The organism is Microbacterium trichothecenolyticum (genome assembly GCF_041938625.1).
Classification (GTDB): Bacteria; Actinomycetota; Actinomycetes; order Actinomycetales; family Microbacteriaceae; genus Microbacterium; species Microbacterium trichothecenolyticum_D.
Map to the genome: position 1 here is coordinate 2,399,233 of NZ_CP169427.1, position 17,948 is coordinate 2,417,180.

At 68.7% G+C, this 17,948-nt stretch carries 17 protein-coding genes and 2 tRNA genes; 5 read left to right on the top strand and 14 right to left on the bottom strand.

Translation table 11 applies throughout. The features are described from left to right. Positions 1-9 precede the first annotated feature (9 nt). Genes ACEYYH_RS11150 through ACEYYH_RS11160 form a run of 3 tightly spaced genes read right to left on the bottom strand, consistent with a single transcriptional unit; the run spans position 10 to position 2,236 of the window. The gene (locus ACEYYH_RS11150) at positions 10-1,374 is read right to left on the bottom strand and encodes an MFS transporter (RefSeq protein WP_374974487.1); all 1,365 of its coding nucleotides are present in this window, start codon (positions 1,372-1,374) and stop codon (positions 10-12) included. Then, positions 1,371-1,601: a hypothetical protein gene (locus tag ACEYYH_RS11155; RefSeq protein ID WP_374974488.1), complete on the bottom strand. Its 231-nt coding sequence runs from the start codon at positions 1,599-1,601 to the stop codon at positions 1,371-1,373. The genes ACEYYH_RS11150 and ACEYYH_RS11155 overlap by 4 nt, the downstream gene beginning before the upstream one ends. Continuing rightward, positions 1,598-2,236, bottom strand: a complete 639-nt coding sequence (locus tag ACEYYH_RS11160; RefSeq protein WP_374974489.1) for an ArsR/SmtB family transcription factor — start codon at positions 2,234-2,236, stop codon at positions 1,598-1,600. The genes ACEYYH_RS11155 and ACEYYH_RS11160 overlap by 4 nt, the downstream gene beginning before the upstream one ends. A gap of 119 nt (positions 2,237-2,355) precedes the next feature. Between ACEYYH_RS11160 and ACEYYH_RS11165 the strand changes: the two genes are divergently transcribed. After that, on the top strand, positions 2,356-4,407 hold the full coding sequence (locus ACEYYH_RS11165) for a M3 family metallopeptidase (RefSeq protein WP_374974490.1): 2,052 nt from the start codon (positions 2,356-2,358) through the stop codon (positions 4,405-4,407). Between the two features lie 7 nt (positions 4,408-4,414). Here ACEYYH_RS11165 and ACEYYH_RS11170 read toward each other — a convergent pair whose 3' ends face one another. The 8 genes from ACEYYH_RS11170 to ACEYYH_RS11205 all read right to left on the bottom strand — a co-directional run bounded on the left by ACEYYH_RS11170 (position 4,415) and on the right by ACEYYH_RS11205 (position 11,598). After that, positions 4,415-5,533, bottom strand: coding sequence for an epoxide hydrolase family protein (locus ACEYYH_RS11170; RefSeq protein ID WP_374974491.1), 1,119 nt, complete (start codon positions 5,531-5,533; stop codon positions 4,415-4,417). 10 nt (positions 5,534-5,543) lie between these two features. Further along, positions 5,544-6,530 (bottom strand): serine hydrolase domain-containing protein, encoded by a 987-nt coding sequence (locus ACEYYH_RS11175; protein ID WP_374974492.1) that lies wholly within the window; start codon positions 6,528-6,530, stop codon positions 5,544-5,546. A 30-nt stretch (positions 6,531-6,560) separates the two neighbouring features. Then, on the bottom strand, positions 6,561-7,829 hold the full coding sequence (gene clpX / locus ACEYYH_RS11180) for an ATP-dependent Clp protease ATP-binding subunit ClpX (protein WP_374974493.1): 1,269 nt from the start codon (positions 7,827-7,829) through the stop codon (positions 6,561-6,563). A 205-nt stretch (positions 7,830-8,034) separates the two neighbouring features. Beyond that, entirely contained in the window at positions 8,035-8,706 is a 672-nt protein-coding gene (locus ACEYYH_RS11185) for an ATP-dependent Clp protease proteolytic subunit (protein ID WP_310291089.1), read from the bottom strand. Positions 8,707-8,735: 29 nt separating this feature from the next. Continuing rightward, the gene (locus tag ACEYYH_RS11190; protein ID WP_374974494.1) at positions 8,736-9,326 is read right to left on the bottom strand and encodes an ATP-dependent Clp protease proteolytic subunit; all 591 of its coding nucleotides are present in this window, start codon (positions 9,324-9,326) and stop codon (positions 8,736-8,738) included. A 157-nt stretch (positions 9,327-9,483) separates the two neighbouring features. After that, on the bottom strand, positions 9,484-10,998 hold the full coding sequence (gene tig, locus ACEYYH_RS11195; RefSeq protein WP_374974495.1) for a trigger factor: 1,515 nt from the start codon (positions 10,996-10,998) through the stop codon (positions 9,484-9,486). Positions 10,999-11,069: 71 nt separating this feature from the next. After that, positions 11,070-11,143: transfer RNA gene (locus ACEYYH_RS11200), tRNA-Pro, on the bottom strand. 77 nt (positions 11,144-11,220) lie between these two features. Then, positions 11,221-11,598: a nuclear transport factor 2 family protein gene (locus ACEYYH_RS11205; RefSeq protein ID WP_374974496.1), complete on the bottom strand. Its 378-nt coding sequence runs from the start codon at positions 11,596-11,598 to the stop codon at positions 11,221-11,223. 97 nt (positions 11,599-11,695) lie between these two features. Between ACEYYH_RS11205 and ACEYYH_RS11210 the strand changes: the two genes are divergently transcribed. The 3 genes from ACEYYH_RS11210 (at position 11,696) to ACEYYH_RS11220 (ending at position 13,909) form a co-directional block, all read left to right on the top strand. Next, positions 11,696-11,769, top strand: a tRNA-Gly gene (locus ACEYYH_RS11210). Positions 11,770-11,844: 75 nt separating this feature from the next. Beyond that, positions 11,845-12,873, top strand: a complete 1,029-nt coding sequence (locus tag ACEYYH_RS11215; protein ID WP_374974497.1) for a lactonase family protein — start codon at positions 11,845-11,847, stop codon at positions 12,871-12,873. 130 nt (positions 12,874-13,003) lie between these two features. Further along, a complete protein-coding gene (locus ACEYYH_RS11220; RefSeq protein ID WP_116193214.1) occupies positions 13,004-13,909 on the top strand; it encodes an alpha/beta fold hydrolase in 906 nt (301 codons plus the stop codon). Between the two features lie 7 nt (positions 13,910-13,916). On the opposite strand, the gene ACEYYH_RS11225 is transcribed toward ACEYYH_RS11220, so the two are convergent. After that, a complete protein-coding gene (locus tag ACEYYH_RS11225; protein WP_374974498.1) occupies positions 13,917-14,456 on the bottom strand; it encodes a gamma carbonic anhydrase family protein in 540 nt (179 codons plus the stop codon). Further along, the gene (locus tag ACEYYH_RS11230) at positions 14,453-16,600 is read right to left on the bottom strand and encodes an acyltransferase family protein (protein WP_374974499.1); all 2,148 of its coding nucleotides are present in this window, start codon (positions 16,598-16,600) and stop codon (positions 14,453-14,455) included. The genes ACEYYH_RS11225 and ACEYYH_RS11230 overlap by 4 nt, the downstream gene beginning before the upstream one ends. Positions 16,601-16,744: 144 nt before the next feature. On the opposite strand from ACEYYH_RS11230, the gene ACEYYH_RS11235 reads away from it, so the two are divergent. After that, positions 16,745-17,227: a Dps family protein gene (locus ACEYYH_RS11235; protein WP_374974500.1), complete on the top strand. Its 483-nt coding sequence runs from the start codon at positions 16,745-16,747 to the stop codon at positions 17,225-17,227. Positions 17,228-17,276: 49 nt separating this feature from the next. Here the strand turns inward: ACEYYH_RS11235 and ACEYYH_RS11240 are convergent, their stop codons facing one another. Continuing rightward, positions 17,277-17,945 (bottom strand): response regulator transcription factor, encoded by a 669-nt coding sequence (locus tag ACEYYH_RS11240; protein ID WP_374974501.1) that lies wholly within the window; start codon positions 17,943-17,945, stop codon positions 17,277-17,279. Positions 17,946-17,948 lie beyond the last annotated feature (3 nt).

Here is a 17,948-nt window from a genome sequence, read left to right on the forward strand (position 1 = left end):
GACTCGGGCTCATTCCTCCGGCGCGTCGTGCTGCGACGCCGAGAGGAGCAGCCGCACAGCGAACAGGGTCGCGACGAGCGTCAGACCTGCGGCGATGAGGAACGGCAGTCGCAGGTCGATGCGGGCGACCCATCCGCCCAGGAGCGTCGCGAACGGGAAGATGCCCCACGTGAAGGTGCGGCTGATCCCCAGCACGCGGCCGAACATGTGGCCGGGCACGATCGTCTGACGCAGCGCGCCCCACGGCACGTTCCACACCGACACGGCGGCGGCCATGAGGCCGTAGGCGATCGTCCCCGTGATCGCCTCGGGTGCCGCCCACACCGCGGCGAGGCTGAGCGCCGCGACGACGTTCGCCGCGAGCATCACCGGGCCACGGCCGAAGGTCGCGACGAGCGAGGGTGCCACCAGCGATCCGCCGAGCGCGCCGAGCCCGATTCCGGCGGTGACCACGCCGATGGCTGCGGCGGGCACGTGCTGCACGTCGAGGAAGTACAGGTACACGGGCGCCTGGGCGAACGCGAACGCCGACCCGACGATCGAGGTGAAGATCACCATCGAGCGCAGGAACCGGTGGTTCCAGAGGTACGCGAAGGCGTCACCCGCCGAGACGTTCGGACGCGCCGCGGTCGCAGCATCCGTCTCCGCGGTCTTCTCGGCTGCTTCCTCGGAAGCGGCCAGCGGGTCACCGGCGGCCACTGCCGCCTCGGCCCGCACCGATGTGGCGTGCACATCGTGGAGGGGACGGGCCGCGGACAGCGGAAGCATCACCGCGAGCACGATCGGGATGAGGTAGCCGGCTGCGCCCACCCAGAGCGGGAGCGCGAGGGAGATCGCGAACAGCACACCGCCGATCGGCGACGAGATGAAGCTGTCGATGGTGATCTGAGCGGCCTGGAGCCAGCCGTTCGCGCGGTCGAGGGCAGGGCGCTTCACCACGCTCGGGACGATCGCGTTGGTCGCGTTGTCGAACAAGGTCTCACCGAGGCCGAACACCAGAACGCCGGCGAACAGCCACCAGATGTCGAGCGCCCCCGTGACGGTGAGGAGGGCCAGTCCGACGGCCGCGAGGCCGCGGATGCCGTTCGCGATCGCCATGATCCATCGGCGGTCGAAGCGGTCGACGATCATGCCCGTGGGCAGGCCGAAGACGAGCCAGGGCAGGAACGCCAGCGCCCCGATCGCCGCGATCGCGAGCGGATCGCGGGTGAGCGTGGTGGCGATGAGCGGCACCGCCACCCGCCCGAGGCCGTCGGCCAGGTTGCTGAAGGCGGCCGCGGTCCACAGCTTGCCGAAATCGCGGCCGAGCGGGACCCTGCGTGCCCGCCCGACCGGCGATCCGGCCCGCTGCGCCGTGTCGACGCTTTCGCTCATCGCGGCAGCATCCCCATCGCGGCGCGCGCCTCGGCTTCGCGCCGAGCGCCGCTCGCGGCGGCCTGCGCGCTCAGTGCGCGACGCTCCTGGGCGTCGTCTCGCTTCTCGACGCGTGCGACGACGTACGCGTCGAGGGCGGATGCGGCGCGCAGCAGCGCGCGGTCGAATCGGGTGGCGGATGCCCGGAACCCACGTGCCGCGAGTTCGTCTGCCGTGATGGCGGTCATGACTGTCCTCCTATTTGCGGGAGCGGGAAGAGGTCGGCCCGGATGGTGACGGGGCGGACGTTCTCGCCGGTCTGATTGCGATAGTTGTCGACGGTCTCGTCGATGAGCGCCATGATCTTCAGCGCCAGGTCTTTGCTCTGCTCGGGCGTGAGGCGAGCGGTGGCGGTGGATATCAGCGTGCCCTCCTGCCACATCGCGTCCTCGCCGCCGATCCCCCGGTTGACGAAGTCGAGCAGCTGGTCGTTGCGGTTGCGCAGGAACTCGTTCATCACGACCTGCGTCGCGGCCCGGCCCGCGGGCGTCGCCATCGCGTCGGGGTTGGCGAACGACACGCCCCCGACGGGGCGCTCCCACCAGCGCTCACGGCCGGTGCCGCGGTCCTCGGCTTCGCGGATGAGGTCCTGCTTGGCGAGAGCGCGAAGGTGGTAGCTCGTCGAGCCGCTGGACTCCCCCAGGCGCTCCGCGAGCGAGCTCGCCGTCTGCGGACCGTACTGGCTGAGGATGTCGTAGATCTTCACGCGGAGCGGGTGCGCCAGGGCCCGGAGGGCGCCGGAGTCCAGGACGCGGTCCTGGTTGTGGCGCTCCTCCGTACGGGCGGCTGCGTCGTCCGTCTGCGGTGTCTCGTTCTCTGCCATGACTCGAGATTAGCGATGCAAAGCATTCTTTGCAAGAAGTTCTTTGCAACGCGCACTTTGCAATCATGTCTTTGCAAACGTCTCTCGGCATGCCCCGCCGCGTGACTAGGCTGGACGCCATGCCGAACGACAACCCGCTCCTGTCCCCCAGCACGCTGCCGTACGGGCTTCCCGAGTATGCGGCCATTCGCCCCGAGCACTATCTGCCGGCGTTCGAGCAGGCGTTCGCGGATCACACGCGAGAGGTGTCGGCGATCACGCGCGTGCGATCGATGCCGACTTTCGAGAACACCCTGGTGCCGCTGGAAGAGAGCGGACGACTCCTGGGCGACATCGCGCGGACGTTCTACACGGTGTCTTCGGCCGACGCGACACCCGAGATCCAGGAGATCGAAGAGCAGCTGGCGCCGCTCATGTCGGCGCACCAGGATTCGATCCAGCTGGACTCCGCGCTGTTCTGGCGCATCAAGACGATCCACGATCAGCTCGACGAGCTCGGCCTGACACCCGAGCAGCGCTACCTCGTGGAGCGCCACCACACCGAGATGGCCCATGCCGGCGCCGGGCTCGACGATGAGGCGAAGAAGCGCCTCACGGAGCTCAACCAGCGACTCTCCACCCTGACGACGCAGTTCGAGAAGAACCTCCTCGCCGACACCAACGACCTGGCCGTCGTGTTCGACGATGCCTCCGAGCTCGATGGGCTCGCGGAGGGCGAGCTCTCCGCGGCCGCGCGGGCCGCCGCGGATCGCGGGCTGGAGGGCAAGTGGGTCGTCTCCCTCACCCTGTTCACCGGCCACCCCTACCTGGCGAGCCTGACCGATCGGGAGTCGCGTGCTCGCCTGCTCGCGGCATCCCGCTCCCGTGGATCGCGCGGCAACGACAACGACAACCGTGCGACGCTGCTCGAGATCGTGCGCCTGCGTGCCGAGCGGGCCGCCCTGCTCGGCTACGACTCGCACGCCGCGTACATCACGTCCGACGAGACCGCCGGCTCGCCTGCGGCTGTCCACGACCTGCTGCGCCAGCTCGCCACTCCGGCGGCACGGAACGCCCGTCGCGAGCAGGCGAAGCTGCAGGCCATCGTCGACGCCGGTCCCGCGCCCTTCGCTCTGAAGGCACACGACTGGGCGTTCTACACCGAGAAGGTGCGGGCCGCCGAGTACGATCTCGACCGCTCTGCGCTCCGGCCTTGGTTCGAAGCTGAGCGGGTGCTCCAGAACGGCGTGTTCCGCGCCGCGACGGACCTGTACGGCATCACGTTCACCGAGCGCCCCGATCTCGGCGGCTACCACCCCGACACACGCGTCTTCGAGATCCACAACCCGGACGGGTCGGCTCTCGGGCTCTACATCCTCGACCTCTACACACGCGACACGAAGCGCGGGGGCGCGTGGATGAATTCGATCGTGCTCCAGTCGGGTTTGCGCGGCACCCAGCCGATCGTGGTCAACAACCTCAACGTCCCGAAGCCGGCCGAGGGACGCCCGACGCTGCTCAGTCTCGACGAGGTGACCACGCTGTTCCACGAGTTCGGCCACGCCCTGCACGGCCTGTTCGCGACGGTCACGTATCCGCACTTCGCGGGCACCAACGTCTACCGCGATTTCGTCGAGTTCCCGAGCCAGGTCAACGAGATGTGGATCTACTGGCCCGAGATCCTCGCGTCGTACGCCCGCCACATCGACACCGACGAGCCGCTCCCCGCCGAGATCGTCGAGAAGCTCCACGCGTCAGAGGCTTTCAACCAGGGCTTCGCGACGAGCGAGTACCTCGCTGCGGCATGGCTCGACCAGGCATGGCACTCCCTGTCGGTGGACGCCGCCGCGGCAGACATCGATGTCGCGGACTTCGAGGCGCGGGCTCTCGCCGACATCGGCCTCGACAGCCCGGTCGTTCCCCCCCGGTATTCGTCGACGTACTTCGCCCACGTGTTCTCGGGCGGCTACAGCGCCGGGTACTACTCGTACATCTGGAGCGAGGTACTCGACGCCGATACGGTGGAGTGGTTCCGCGAGAACGGCGGGTTGCGCCGCGAGAATGGCGACCGGTTCCGCGCGAGGCTGCTCGGCGTGGGCGGATCGAAGGATCCGCTCGAGGCCTACCGCGACTTCCGCGGGCGGGACGCCGAGATCGAGCCCCTCCTGGCGCGGCGCGGCTTGGCGGACTAACCGATCCTCACAGCAGGTCGATCTCGCGCGCGAACGCGCGCACCCGCTCGGCCATGACGGCGGGCACTTCGGCGATCGCGAAGTGCCCGCCCTCGTCGAGTCGCTCGAACACACGCAGGTCGAGGTAGAACCGTCGAGCAAGCGATTCGGGGTAGTCGCCTTCATGACGCTGAATATGGACGGATGCGGGAACCTCGACCTGCGGCATCTCGCCGGGTTGGTCGGCGCCCTCGTAGTACGGGCGGAACGATGTGCCGATGCTCTGGGTCGTCCAGTAGATCATGGCTTCGGTCAGGATGCGGTCCCGCGAGATCCTGCGCTCGACGGCCTCCGGGTCGCCTTCGGGCGTGTCGCTCCACTCCACGAGCTTCTCCGCCAGCCACGCGAGCAGCCCTGCCGGCGAGTCGTTCAGGGCGGCTGCGAGCGTATCGGGGCGCGTCGCCTGCACGTGCCCGTACGCGCCGTTGGCACCTCCCCACCGATCGAGGCGCGCAAAGAAGGCGACCTCGTCGGGAGCGGTGAGCCCGGGACGTTCCGCGATCGACGGGAAGTGCGAGTGGGTGACCACGACTCCCGCTACCGCCTCCGGGTGCGATCCCGCGATCAGATCGTTGACGTTCGCGGAGACGTCCTCGCCGTAGGTGAGGTAGGCGGTGTAGCCGAGTATCTCGGTCATGAGGGCATGCATCGTTGCGGCCAACCGGGTCTCTGTCATCGGGCCGTCGGCATAGGGAGTCGAGTACCCGAAGCCGGGGAAGCTCGGCACGACCACGTGGAAGTCGGGCAGCAGATCGGCGAAGTCGAGCTGCAGCGCGAAGGTGTGCGGCCAGCCGTGCATCACGAGAAGCGCCGGGGCGTCGGCGCGCGCCGAGCGAAGATGCGCGAAGTGGACCGTGGTGTCGCCGATGTCGGCGAGGAACTGCGGGTGGGTGTTCAGCCACTCCTCACGTGCGCGCCAATCCCATGCGCGCCAGGTCTCGACGAGTTCCCCGAGGTACTGCGCGCTCATGCCCGAGGTCGGCCGCCGTGGTGAGTCCGGGAGCGGTCGGAACCGGACGAGACGCTCCCGCAGATCGGCGAGGTCGGCCTCGGGCACGTGGATCGAGAAGGGAAGGACCGTGGGCATGGCCCGAAAACTACTCGGCGGCTACGACACGGTTCCTCTTGACCGCGCGCATCAGCTCGCGGACGCGGGCGAAGGTCGGCACCTCGACGTTCGCGAGACCGGTGACCGTGGTCGCGGTCGGCGGGTGATGCCGGCTGGCCGCCACGACGCCGTGGTCGCCACCCACGATGATGAGGTCATCGTCATCGAGCCACACCCCTCGGCCGTAGCCGAGTCCGTCTCCGGCGTCGTCGGTGACACGCTCGGTGAGCAGTGCCACCAGCGAGGGATCGACGATGCGGCCGTTCAGGAGCGCCCGCCAGAAGCGGTGCAGGTCGCCGACGGTGGAGTGCGCTCCTCCGTCCCCCGACCCGACGACCGGGAGCTCGAACACGTTGGTGCGGCCGTCCTCCTTGTAGCCGGTTGCGGTACCGGGCGGAAGCCGGTCGGAGCGCGGGAAGCCGGAAGCGCCCATGCCCGCCGGCTCGAAGACGCGTGCCCGCACCAGGTCGGCGAACGGGATGCCCGCCACGCGTTCGGCGATGACCGCGAGCACGACGTAGCCCCCGTTGCAGTACGAGAACCGCTCCCCCGCCGGGAACTTCGTCGGGAACCCCTCCAGCGTCGGCAGGTAGGCGGGCGTGGAGTCGAGCTGCTGCACGGGCACGCTCAGGGGCGCCAGCGCGTCGATCTCTTCGTCGAGGTAGTCCCCGATGCCGGAGGTGTGGCTCAACAGGTGGTCGATGGTGACATCGTCGGCGATCAGCGGCAGGTCGCGCTCGAGGAGCTCTCGCGCGCGGGTGTCGAGACGCAGGACGCCGTCGCCGATGAGGGAGAGCGTCGTGAGGGCTGTGAAGGTCTTCGTGCCGCTCGCCAGTCCGAAGCGCGTCTCGGAGGTGTTCGGCGCACCCGATGTGCGGTCGGCAAGACCGACCGCCCAATCGCCGAGCACCTGGTCGCCGCGCCGGGCGCTGACGACACCGCAGAAACCCTCGAGATCGGGGACGACGTCGCTCACGCCTGAGCTCCCGCGGCGGTGGAACCCGGATCAGGCGCTCTTGCGCTTCTCCCGAAGCACGAGCGTCGGGGGCGCGCCCTCGTCGACGGCCGCTCGCGTGACGATGACCTTGTCGACGTCGTCGGTCGAGGGGATCTCGAACATGATCGGGCCGAGGACGTCCTCGAGGATCGCGCGAAGGCCGCGCGCACCGGTCTTGCGTGCCACCGCGAGGTCGGCGATCGCCTCGAGCGCCTCACGGTCGAACTCGAGCGCGACGCCGTCGAGCTCGAACATCCGGTGGTATTGCTTCACCAGCGCGTTCTTCGGCTCGGTGAGGATCTCCATGAGCGCCTCGCGGTCGAGCGGCGAGACCGAGGCGACGACCGGGAGACGGCCGATGAACTCGGGGATCAGGCCGAACTTGTGCAGGTCTTCCGGCTGCACGTCGCCGAAGAGGTTGAGGTCTTCGTCTTTGCGGTGCAGCGAGGCGCCGAAGCCGACGCCGTGCTTGCCGACGCGCGAGGAGATGATGTCTTCCAGACCGGCGAACGCGCCCGCCACGATGAACAGCACGTTCGTCGTGTCGATCTGGATGAACTCCTGATGGGGGTGCTTGCGGCCGCCCTGCGGAGGAACCGAGGCGACGGTGCCCTCGAGGATCTTCAGCAGCGCCTGCTGCACGCCCTCCCCCGAGACGTCGCGTGTGATCGACGGGTTCTCGGCCTTGCGCGCGATCTTGTCGACCTCGTCGATGTAGATGATGCCGGTCTCGGCGCGCTTCGTGTCGAAGTCGGCCGCCTGCAGCAGCTTGAGGAGGATGTTCTCGACGTCTTCGCCGACGTAGCCGGCCTCTGTCAGCGCCGTGGCGTCGGCGACGGCGAACGGCACGTTGAGTCGCTTTGCGAGCGTCTGCGCCAGGTAGGTCTTGCCGCAGCCCGTCGGGCCGAGGAGCAGGATGTTGCTCTTGGCGATCTCGATCTCGTCGGCGCGCTGTTCGGCCGACTGGATCGTTCCGTGCGCGCGCACTCGCTTGTAGTGGTTGTACACGGCGACCGAGAGCGCGCGCTTGGCGTCGGTCTGCCCGACGACGTACTCCTCGAGGAAGGCGAAGATCTCGCGGGGCTTCGGCAGATCGAAGTCGGCGACGACGCCGGACGACGACTCGGCCATGCGCTCTTCGATGATCTCGTTGCACAGTTCGACGCACTCGTCACAGATGTAGACGCCGGGGCCGGCGATCAACTGCTGCACCTGCTTCTGGCTCTTGCCGCAGAAGGAGCACTTGAACAAGTCGGCGCTCTCACCGATGCGTGCCATGCCGCTCCTCCTCGTACGTCGGGGGCAAGCCCCCCAGCTGTCCTCCGAGCCTAATAGCTGACGCCGACATGCGCGGGCATTGCGACGCACGTTGTGGACGACACGGAGTTCGCGGACAGAGAACCCGCGCCCCGCACGCAAGCGCCCCGCCACCCGGCTGGCCGGGCGGCGGGGCGCTCATCTGTGCCCACGGGGTGCGGAAGGCCTACTTCGTCAGAGCCTGCTGACCCCGCTTGCGCGTGGTGAGCACCTGGTCGACGAGGCCGTAGGTGACCGCCTCCTCCGCGGAGAGGATCTTGTCACGGTCGATGTCCTTGTTGACCTCGGCCTGCGTCTTGTTCGAGTGCTTCGCGAGCGTCTCCTCGAGCCACGTCCGCATGCGCAGGATCTCGGCCGCCTGGATCTCAATGTCGGACGCCTGACCGTGTCCGGCCTCGCCGACGGCGGGCTGGTGGATCAGGATGCGCGCGTTCGGCAGCGCGAGGCGCTTGCCGGGCGCGCCGGCAGCCAGCAGCACGGCGGCGGCCGATGCGGCCTGGCCGAGCACGACCGTCTGGATCTGCGGCGACACGTACTGCATGGTGTCGTAGATCGCCGTCATCGCCGTGAACGAGCCGCCGGGCGAGTTGATGTACATGATGATGTCGCGGTCGGGGTCCTGCGACTCGAGCACGAGCAGCTGGGCCATGACGTCGTCTGCCGACGCATCGTCGACCTGGACGCCCAGGAAGATGACGCGGTCCTCGAACAGCTTGTTGTACGGGTCCTGGCGCTTGTAGCCGTAGGCCGTGCGCTCCTCGAACTGCGGCAGGATGTAGCGGCTGCCGGGCATCTGGAGCGCCTGGGGCGCTGCCGCTCCGAAGGTGGGGGTCTGCATTCCGGGTTCTCTCTCTTTCGCCTTCGGGCTCAGCTGTCGGTGGCGGTGCCGCCGCCGCCGATGACGTCGGTCGCGGATTCGCGGATGTGGTCGACGAAGCCGTACTCGAGCGCCTCCTCGGCACCGAACCAGCGGTCGCGGTCGCCGTCGGCGTTGATCTGCTCGACGGTCTTGCCGGTCTGCTTCGCCGTGATCTCGGCGAGACGCTTCTTCATGTCGAGGATGAGTTGCGCCTGCGTCTGGATGTCGCTCGCGGTGCCACCGAAGCCGCCGTGCGGCTGGTGAAGGAGCACGCGGGCGTTGGGCGTGATGTAGCGCTTGCCCTTGGTGCCCGCGGTCAGCAGCAGCTGGCCCATCGAGGCCGCCATGCCGATGCCGACGGTGACGATGTCGTTGGGCACGAACTGCATGGTGTCGTAGATCGCCATGCCGGCCGTGATCGAGCCACCCGGTGAGTTGATGTAGAGGTAGATGTCCTTCTCGGAGTCCTCGGCGGCGAGAAGCAGGATCTTCGCGCAGATCTCGTTGGCGTTGTCGTCACGCACCTCCGACCCCAGCCAGATGATGCGGTCCTTCAGCAGCCGGTCGAAGACGCTGGTCGCGACAAGTGGTTCGGCCATGTGTACTCCTGTTTCCTTGGGTCGCCATCGAATCTACCGGCGCCCCGCGAACGACCCGCCCGTGTTCGCCCTGGGCAGAGCGGACGCATGACAGAAGAGGACGGATGCCGCGGCATCCGTCCTCTTCCATCAGTCGGTCAGTCGACCGAGACGAGCGTCACTTGGCGTCGGCGGCCTTCTTGGCCGGAGCCTTCTTGGCGGCCGGCTTCTTGGCCGGAGCCTTCTCGGCAGCGGGCTCACCCTCGGCGGCGGCCTTCTTCGCTGCGGGCTTGCGCGCGGGAGCCTTCTTGGCGGGCTTCTCCGCAGCCTCGGCCTCTTCGGCCTCGATCACGGCGTCGGCGTCGGCCGCGGCATCCGCGATCTCCTCCGCCTCCGCAACGACCTCTTCCTCGTCCTCCGTCGCGACGAAGCCGCTGAGGTCGACGGGCTTGCCGTTCGTGTCGACGACGTTGACCTTGCCGAGGGCGACCGCGAGGGCCTTGTTGCGGGCGACCTCGCCGATGATGGCGGGAAGCTGGTTGCCCTCCTGCAGGGCGTTCACGAAGTCCTGCGGAGCCATGCCGTACTGCGCCGCCGACTGCACCAGGTACTGCGTGAGCTCGTCCTGCGAGACCTGGACGTTGACGGTCTCGGCGATCTTGTCGAGCAGCATCTGGGTCTTGAACTGCTTCTCGCTGGCCTCGGCGACCTCGGCGCGGTGGACGTCGTCCTCGAGACGGCCCTCGCCCTCGAGGTGGTTGTGCACCTCGTCCTCGATGAGCTGCGGCGGCACGGGGATCTCGACCTGCTCGAGGAGCGTCTCGATGAGCTTGTCGCGCGCGGCGGAGCCCTGCGTGAACGCGCCCTGCTGGCCGACGCGCTCCTTCAGGCTGTCGCGCAGCTCGGCGATGGTGTCGAACTCGCTGGCGATCTGAGCGAAGTCATCGTCGGCCTCGGGCAGCTCGCGCTCCTTGACGGCCTTGACGGTCACCGAGACCTCGGCCTCCTCGCCGGCGTGGTCGCCGCCGACGAGCTTCGAGCGGAACGTGGTGTCCTCACCGGCGGTGAGCGAGTCGATGGCCTCGTCGATGCCCTCGAGCAGCTCGCCCGAGCCGACCTCGTAGGAGACGCCTTCGGCGCGGTCGATCTCGGCCCCGTCGATGGCGGCCACGAGGTCCAGCTCGACGAAGTCGCCGCCGGCGGCCGGACGGTCGACCGTCACGAGCGTGCCGAAGCGGCCGCGGAGGCGGTCGAGCTCCTCGTCGATCGCGGCCTCGTCGACCTCGACGGCGTCGACCTCGACGGTCGTGCCCTCGAAGGACGGCAGGTCGAACTCGGGGCGCACGTCGACCTCGACGGTGACCTCGAGGTCACCCGAGAAGTCCTTCTCGTTCGGCCACTCGGTGACCTCGGCAGACGGGCGGCCGAGCACACGCAGCTCGTGAGCGGCGGCGGCCTCGCGGTAGAAGGTGTCGAGGCCTTCGCTGACGGCGTGCTCGAGCACCGCGACACGGCCGATGCGCTGGTCGATGATCGGCGCGGGCACCTTGCCCTTGCGGAAGCCGGGGATCTGCACGTCCTGCGCGATGTGCTCGTACGCGTGCTTGATCGACGGCTTGAGCTCGTCGGGGCTGACCGTGATGTGCAGCTTCACCCGGGTCGGGCTGAGCTTCTCGACGGTGCTGTTCACCATGCCTGTACTTCTCCTCTATCGGACCGCGCGAGGCCGCGGCGGTTGAAGGTCTGGGTTCGGAATTCCGAATGTCGGGGCGACAGGATTTGAACCTGCGGCCTCCCGCTCCCAAAGCGGGCGCTCTACCAAGCTGAGCTACGCCCCGGGCGGGTTCGCACGCGTGCGTGCGCCTTTCGGCCCCGAGAAGTCTAGCCGACCTGCCAGAGACGTTCCTGCGCCGCCCTATATCTGCTCGACCCAGCCCGCCCGCCACTCGGGCGCCGGGAACGGCTTCGTCCAGTACGCGGTCTCCCTGGCGATGAGTCCGTCGCGCAGCTCGAAGACGAAGACCGTCTGGTACGGATCGCCGTCGCCGTAGTCGAGATCAGCCTCGAGCACCCACAGATCGCCGTCACCGGTGAGGCGCCGCGGCGAGATCGCAGGAAGCTGCGGGAACGCGCCGTAGATCGCGCGCCGGTTCTCGGCGCCGACGATGCGCTCCCCCGACTGGGGCCATTCGATGACGGCATCGGCGTGGAACACGTCGTCCATGCCCGCGACTTCGCCCGCGTTGAGTGTGGCGACGAGCGCCTCGACGACCTGCCTGCCCGTGCGTTCCATGACCGGCCCTTCGCTCGGCCGCGCGTCTGAGGGCGGGTCGGAACGGGAAGACCTTCGCGATGTAATAGGATTGGTCGGTGCCCGTCCGCGGGCGCACGGGGATGTAGCTCAATGGTAGAGCCTCAGTCTTCCAAACTGATGGTGCGGGTTCGATTCCCGTCATCCCCTCCATAGAGGAAATCTCCGATGATTCGGGGCTTCCTTCATGTCTGAGAGCCGACGCATCGCCACGCCTACGATCGAGGGGTGACCGAATCGCTTCTCGTACTCGTGGCCAATGCCGGAGATGGCAGCATCAGCACGTTCCGACTCTCGGACGGTTCACTTGAACGGCTCGCGGTGACGGAAGGACTGAACGGATGCTCCACCTTCGCGGTGGATGCGGGGCGCGACCTCGTCTACGCCGGCGTCAAGGGTGAACCTGCCGGGATCGTGACGCTCCGGCTCGATCGCGCGACGGGCCGGCTTTCTGAGGTCTCCCGCGCGGATCTGGTCGGCGGCGGCATGAACTACCTGGCGCTCACGCGCGACGGCTCCGGCCTTCTCGGGGTGTCGTACGGCGGGGGATACGGGATCGTCGCACCGGTGACCGACGGGGTCGTCGGCGAGCCGGTGTCGCGGATCGAGTTCCCCAACCTGCACTCGGTGCTGCCGAGCGCCGACGGCCGGTTCGCGTACTTCGTCTCGCTCGGCGCCGACCTGGTGGCGCAGTACGCCATCGGCGACGACTTCTCACTGCAGCCGCTCGAGCCGGCAACGGTCGCCGCGCCACAGGGCAGCGGTCCTCGCCACCTCGTGCTCAACGAGGCGCAGGACGCGGTGTACGTCCTGACGGAGTTCTCGGGCGAAGTCCTTCACTTCGCCCGTGACACCGCTGATGGAACGCTCGAGCTCGCGGGCGCAGCATCCGTGTTCGATCCGTCGAAGGGGCTCACGCACAGCCGGTTCGGCGCCGATCCGCGGGCAGAGCACCTCATCTGGGGCGCAGACCTGCACTTCGGCGCCGGCGGCCGATGGCTGTGGGCGACGGAACGCACGGAGAGCACCCTGGGCGCGGCATCCGTGTCGGCCGATGGGTCGGTGTCGGCAGCGGCGAGCTTCACGGTGACCGAGGCCCAGCCGCGCGGCTTCGCGATCAGTCCCGACGGCGCCTACTTGGTCGCGGCGGGCGAGCGCTCGACCCACGTCGCTCTCTACGCGGTGGACGAGGATCGTCTCGAGCTGCTCCAGCGGATCGAGACGGGCGGCGGGGCCAACTGGGTGCGGTTCGTCTGAGCCCAGGGCGCCTCCGCAAGCGCGGTTTCGTTCAGATCGCACGACGCGCTCCTGCGCGCCCTACTGTTCCCCGATCGCTCTGTCGCGGCAGACTGAGGGTGGAACTGTTCCATGCCCTCCAGGAGCCGCCATGAGCAGCCGTAAGCCGATCCCCGAGCCGGGCGAGCGCAAGCTCCCGCGGCGACCCGCGTCGGCACTCGCCGAGAAGTGGACGCGCATCGACGGCGTGGACGTCTTCTACCGCGAGTCGCCGAATCCGACCAAGGACGAGCGCGTCATGGCGCACGTGCACGGATTCGGACTCTCGGGCCGCTACCTCCTGCCGACGGCGGAGCGGCTCGCCGACGAGTTCCACACGTACGTCCCCGACCTTCCCGGGTTCGGGCGCAGCGGCAAGCGTCGGGACATGCTCGACATCCCCGATCTCGCGCGCGCCGCGGTCGACTTCTTCGACGACCGCGGCGTCGAGAAGGCGACGCTCGTGGGCAACTCGATGGGCTGCCCCGTCATCATCGAGTTCGCGCATCGCTTCCCGGAGCGCATCGACCGTGCGGTGCTGGTCTCCCCGGCGGGCGGGCTCTTCAACCAGCCGCTGCGCCGTGCCATCAAGCAGCTCTCACAGGATGCGCCACGCGAGCCGGTGAAGATGGCGCGCGTCGCCGTGCCCGACTATGTGCGGTTCGGCGTGCCGAGCACGATGCGGATGTTCCGCTCGCTCACCCAGTACCCGTCACTGCAGCGGCTGCTCGAGATGCGCATCCCCACGCTGGTCGTGCTGGGCCAGCGCGACCCGCTCCTCCCCCACGCGCACCGCGTCGACGAGATCGCCAGCCAGACCGACAGTCACGTGCTGGTCGTGATGCTCGAGGGCGCCGCCCACGCGATCAACTTCAGTCACCCGGGTCAGCTGGCCCACGTCATCCGTCACTTCATGGACGATCTGCCGATCGAGAACGACCCTGCCTGGCCGGGCCACGTGCGCCTGTACGAGGTGCACCGCGGCAAGCACCACCCGACCGCGCGTCCGAAGGACTGACGAGCCGTCAGGTGAGGGGCGCCGCGTCGCGGTGCTCCTCGATGTGCGCCAGGTAGTGCTCGGCGTTGCGCAGCAGCCCCGCGCGCTCTTCGTCGCTGAGCTCGCGGCGCACTTTCGCGGGCACGCCTGCGACCAGTGAGCCGTCCGGGATGTCGGAACCCTCGAGCACGACCGCACCGCCGGCGACGAGGCATCCGGATCCGATCTTCGCGCCGTTGAGCACGACCGCGCCCATTCCGATGAGCGAGCCGTCGCCGATCGTGCAGCCGTGCACGACGGCGTTGTGGCCGACCGACACGTTGTCGCCGATGACGACGGGGCTTCCCGCATCGACGTGGACCGAGACGTTGTCCTGCAGGTTGCTGTTGGCTCCCACTGTGATCGTGTCGCCGTCGGCACGGAGCACCGCGTTGTACCAGACGCTCGCGCCGGGGCCGAGGGTCACTCCCCCGACGACGCGTGCACCGGCGGCGATGAACGACGTCGGGTCGAGCGAGGGCGTCCTGCCTGCTGCGACGAGGACCGATGCTCCGGATGCGACTGTCATGGTCCGACCCTATTGGCCAGCGCCGCCTCGATGGCCTCGGTGTACCAGGGGGCGAGCGTGTCGGCGAAGGTGACCGTCAGGTGGTCCTGGTCGCGGTAGATGTTCGCCCCGCCCACGACGGGCGCACACGTCTCGGCGCCGCAGAACACGTCGGTGAAGTCGAGCAGCGTGACGGAGTCGGCACCGGATGCTGCGGCCCGCAGCGGATCGTCCTCCACCAGCACGTCCGACCGGGCGCCGTCGCACTCCGACGCGTCGCGAGTGCGCAGGCACTTGTTCGGGTCGGTCTCCCACACCGGGTTGTCGACGACGGTGACGACCGGGATGCCGCGATCGGTGACCGTGCTCCACGCATCGCGGTAGCCGGCGACGGCGGCGTCGTACGATGAGTCGTACCCCGACGACGAGTACGGGGTCGTGGCGATCGCGGCGGTGAAGACGGCGTCGAGGTCGGCGTCGTCGATCGCGTTCTGCGCGCGGTCGCGCCACTCGGTGCAGGCGGCGCCGAACGCCCCCGGCGTCGACAGCGGCGTCGTGTTCCAGGGGCAGGCGCCCTTGAACCAGGTCACGAGCTGCCAGCCGTTCTCGTCGGCCATCCGCTGGAACGTCGACAGCAGCTGGTAGGCGTGACTGTCACCGATGAGCGCGACGCGCGGGGCGTCGGGATCGTCGGAGCCGAAGGTGCACGAGACGGGGCGCGAGTCGGTGAGCTGTACGAAGCAGTCGGGGTTCTCGGGCCGGTCGATGCCGGCGAACCCCGGTGCCGGCAGGATCGTGCCGCCGAAGTCGGCGCCGGCGCACGATTCGTCGAGGACGGAAGCCGCGCCGAAGCACTCCGGCGGGTCCTGCTGCAACTCGGCGATGTCGCGCGTCCCCTGGTTGTAGAGCGGCGCGTTGACGAACCACGCGGAAGCGGCCACGAGCCCCACCACGACCATCGCGGCGAGCGACGACCACAGCGTCACACGCGCAGGGCGCGAGGTGAGCACCTTCCAGCCGCGGGCCGGGTCTTCGACGAACCGCTTCGTGAGCCAGGCGAGCACGAAGCACAGCACGAGGAGCGCGACGCGGTGGTAGATCGTCAGGCCCCAGAATGGGACCGACGGCGCGATGATGATCAGCGGCCAATGCCAGAGGTACAGCGAGTAGGAGATGTCGCCGACGAACTGCGCCGGGCGGATCGCGAGGATGCGGGTCGGGTACCACCACCGCTCGGTGTTCGACGCCGCGATGACCGCTGCCGCTCCCAGCGTCGGCAGCGCCGCCATGTAGCCGGGGAACGGCGTCTGCCCGTCGAACGTGAACGCGACGTACAGGAGCAGCAGGATGCCGCCCCAGCCGAGCACGAAGCTGCCGATCGCGTTTCTCACCCGCAGCATGGGGACCAGCGCGATGAGAGCGCCGACGCCGAACTGCCACATGCGGCCGAACGTCACGAAGTAGGCGGGCGCCGGGTTCGTGATTGTGAACACGACGCAGAACACGAACGAGACCACGGTCACGATGCCGAGCGCCCCGATGATCGCGCGCCGCCGCGCGCCGCGGAAGAACCTCACGCCGATCCATGCGGCCAGCAGCATGATGAGCGGCCACATCACGTAGAACTGCTCTTCCAGCGACAGCGACCAGTAATGCTGCACCGTGGTGGGCGAACCGGAGTGGTTGAGGTAGTCGGCGGAGTTGAGCGCCAGGTACCAGTTCTCGACGTAGAACGTCGACGCGAGGATCTCGCGAACCTCGTTCGGCAGGGCCGACGTCGGCATGAGATACGGCGACATCACGACGACCGCGCAGAAGAGCAGAACGAGCAGGGATGCCGGGAGGAGGCGTCGTGCGCGGCGCGCCCAGAACTGGCCGAGCCTGACTGTGCCGGTCGCGGTGAGCTCGCGCATGAGGTGCGCCGTGATGAGGAAGCCCGAGATCACGAAGAAGATGTCGACGCCGATGTAGCCGCCGGTGAGCCGACCGGGCCAGAAGTGGTAGAGCACCACGGCCAGGACGGCGATGGCACGCAGTCCCTGCACGTGCGGGATGAACCGCGAGGGCTCGGCGTGTTCGGGCGAGCGGTCGCGAGGCTCGCGGGTCACGGTCTGGGCGGGAGCGCCCAGATGCTGCGGTCCGAGGTCGTGATCGGCGGAAGGCACGCATCGACGTTAGCCGCTGTCGCATGGCTGGCCCGCACCGACGGCACGGATTCCCCGGTTTAGCCCAGCCTTCTCTTGCTTGCGGAATGACTCCTCGTGAGTAGCGTTGCAGTCACTGGAGGCCGAACGATGGAGACGAGAGACATGACGAACACCCAGACCACCCCCGCAACCGCAGCGAACCCCGACGTCGCCGCCGCGACGGCGCAGTTCCTCACCCCGCTCGTCCTCGGCCTGCAGGCCCTGGCCGTGAACGGAAAGCAGGCGCACTGGAACGTGCGCGGCGCGAACTTCATCGCGATCCACGAGCTGCTCGACTCCGTGGTCCTCCACGCACAGGCAGGCGCCGATCAGGCCGCCGAGCGCATCGTGGCCCTCGGACTGCCGATCGACGCCCGCGTCGGCACCGTCGCCCAGAAGACGTCGAGCGCCGTGCCCGCCGGCTTCACGCAGTGGGACGCCCTGATCCGCACCGTGATCTCCGACATGGACACGGTCATCGCCGACACCCAGGCCGCGATCGACGGACTCGACGAGTTCGACCTCACGAGCCAGGACATCGCGATCGGCATCAAGGAGTCGCTCGAGAAGGACCGCTGGTTCCTCTTCGCGCACCTCGCCGAGTGACCGGAACGTCATGACGAAAGCCCCCGGTTCTCCGGGGGCTTTCGTCATGTCACGGATGCTGCAGAAAGGCGAGCACCGCAAGGACCCGGCGGTGCTCGGTACCCGACTCCTCGAGACCGAGCTTCGCGAAGATCGCGCTGATGTTCTTCTCCACCGCTCCGACGCCGATGAACAGCCGCTGCGCGATGCTCGCGTTGCTGCGCCCCTCGGCCATGAGCGTCAGCACATCCTTCTCGCGCGGCGTGAGCGTCGCGAGCGGATCGGGCCTCGCCGAGAGGAGGCCCTGCACCACGAGCGGATCGAGCACCGTCCCGCGCTCGCGCACGCGGCGGACGGCATCCGTGAATTCGTCGAGGGAGGTGACGCGATCCTTCAGGAGGTAGCCGACGCCGCCCTCGCCGCCGGCGAGGAGCTCCTTCGCGTAGACGCCCTCGACGTACTGGCTGAGCACCAGGATGCCGACGGTCGGAACGGCCGCGCGCAGGGCCAGCGCCGCGCGGATGCCCTCGTCACGGAAGGCGGGAGGCAGACGGACGTCGAGGATCGCGACATCGGCCCGTGCCTCGCGGACGCGGGCCACGACGTCCTCGGCGTCGCCCCAGGCGCCGGCGGCGATATACCCGGCCTCGTCGAACAGCCGGACGAGGCCCTCGCGCAGCAGGACGGAGTCCTCGAACAGGACGACGCGCAGGGGCGCGGAGTCGGGCGGGGCGACCATCCC

What these genes read in the sequence shown, in the direction of transcription:
- ACEYYH_RS11150 (WP_374974487.1), bottom strand. Translation starts at nt 1,374, where the DNA reads ATGAGCGAAAGCGTCGACACGGCGCAGCGGGCCGGATCGCCGGTCGGG.
- ACEYYH_RS11155 (WP_374974488.1), bottom strand. Translation starts at nt 1,601, where the DNA reads ATGACCGCCATCACGGCAGACGAACTCGCGGCACGTGGGTTCCGGGCA.
- ACEYYH_RS11160 (WP_374974489.1), bottom strand. Translation starts at nt 2,236, where the DNA reads ATGGCAGAGAACGAGACACCGCAGACGGACGACGCAGCCGCCCGTACG.
- ACEYYH_RS11165 (WP_374974490.1), top strand. Translation starts at nt 2,356, where the DNA reads ATGCCGAACGACAACCCGCTCCTGTCCCCCAGCACGCTGCCGTACGGG.
- ACEYYH_RS11170 (WP_374974491.1), bottom strand. Translation starts at nt 5,533, where the DNA reads ATGCCCACGGTCCTTCCCTTCTCGATCCACGTGCCCGAGGCCGACCTC.
- clpX (WP_374974493.1), bottom strand. Translation starts at nt 7,829, where the DNA reads ATGGCACGCATCGGTGAGAGCGCCGACTTGTTCAAGTGCTCCTTCTGC.
- ACEYYH_RS11185 (WP_310291089.1), bottom strand. Translation starts at nt 8,706, where the DNA reads ATGCAGACCCCCACCTTCGGAGCGGCAGCGCCCCAGGCGCTCCAGATG.
- ACEYYH_RS11190 (WP_374974494.1), bottom strand. Translation starts at nt 9,326, where the DNA reads ATGGCCGAACCACTTGTCGCGACCAGCGTCTTCGACCGGCTGCTGAAG.
- tig (WP_374974495.1), bottom strand. Translation starts at nt 10,998, where the DNA reads ATGGTGAACAGCACCGTCGAGAAGCTCAGCCCGACCCGGGTGAAGCTG.
- ACEYYH_RS11205 (WP_374974496.1), bottom strand. Translation starts at nt 11,598, where the DNA reads ATGGAACGCACGGGCAGGCAGGTCGTCGAGGCGCTCGTCGCCACACTC.
- ACEYYH_RS11220 (WP_116193214.1), top strand. Translation starts at nt 13,004, where the DNA reads ATGAGCAGCCGTAAGCCGATCCCCGAGCCGGGCGAGCGCAAGCTCCCG.
- ACEYYH_RS11225 (WP_374974498.1), bottom strand. Translation starts at nt 14,456, where the DNA reads ATGACAGTCGCATCCGGAGCATCGGTCCTCGTCGCAGCAGGCAGGACG.
- ACEYYH_RS11235 (WP_374974500.1), top strand. Translation starts at nt 16,745, where the DNA reads ATGACGAACACCCAGACCACCCCCGCAACCGCAGCGAACCCCGACGTC.
- ACEYYH_RS11240 (WP_374974501.1), bottom strand. Translation starts at nt 17,945, where the DNA reads ATGGTCGCCCCGCCCGACTCCGCGCCCCTGCGCGTCGTCCTGTTCGAG.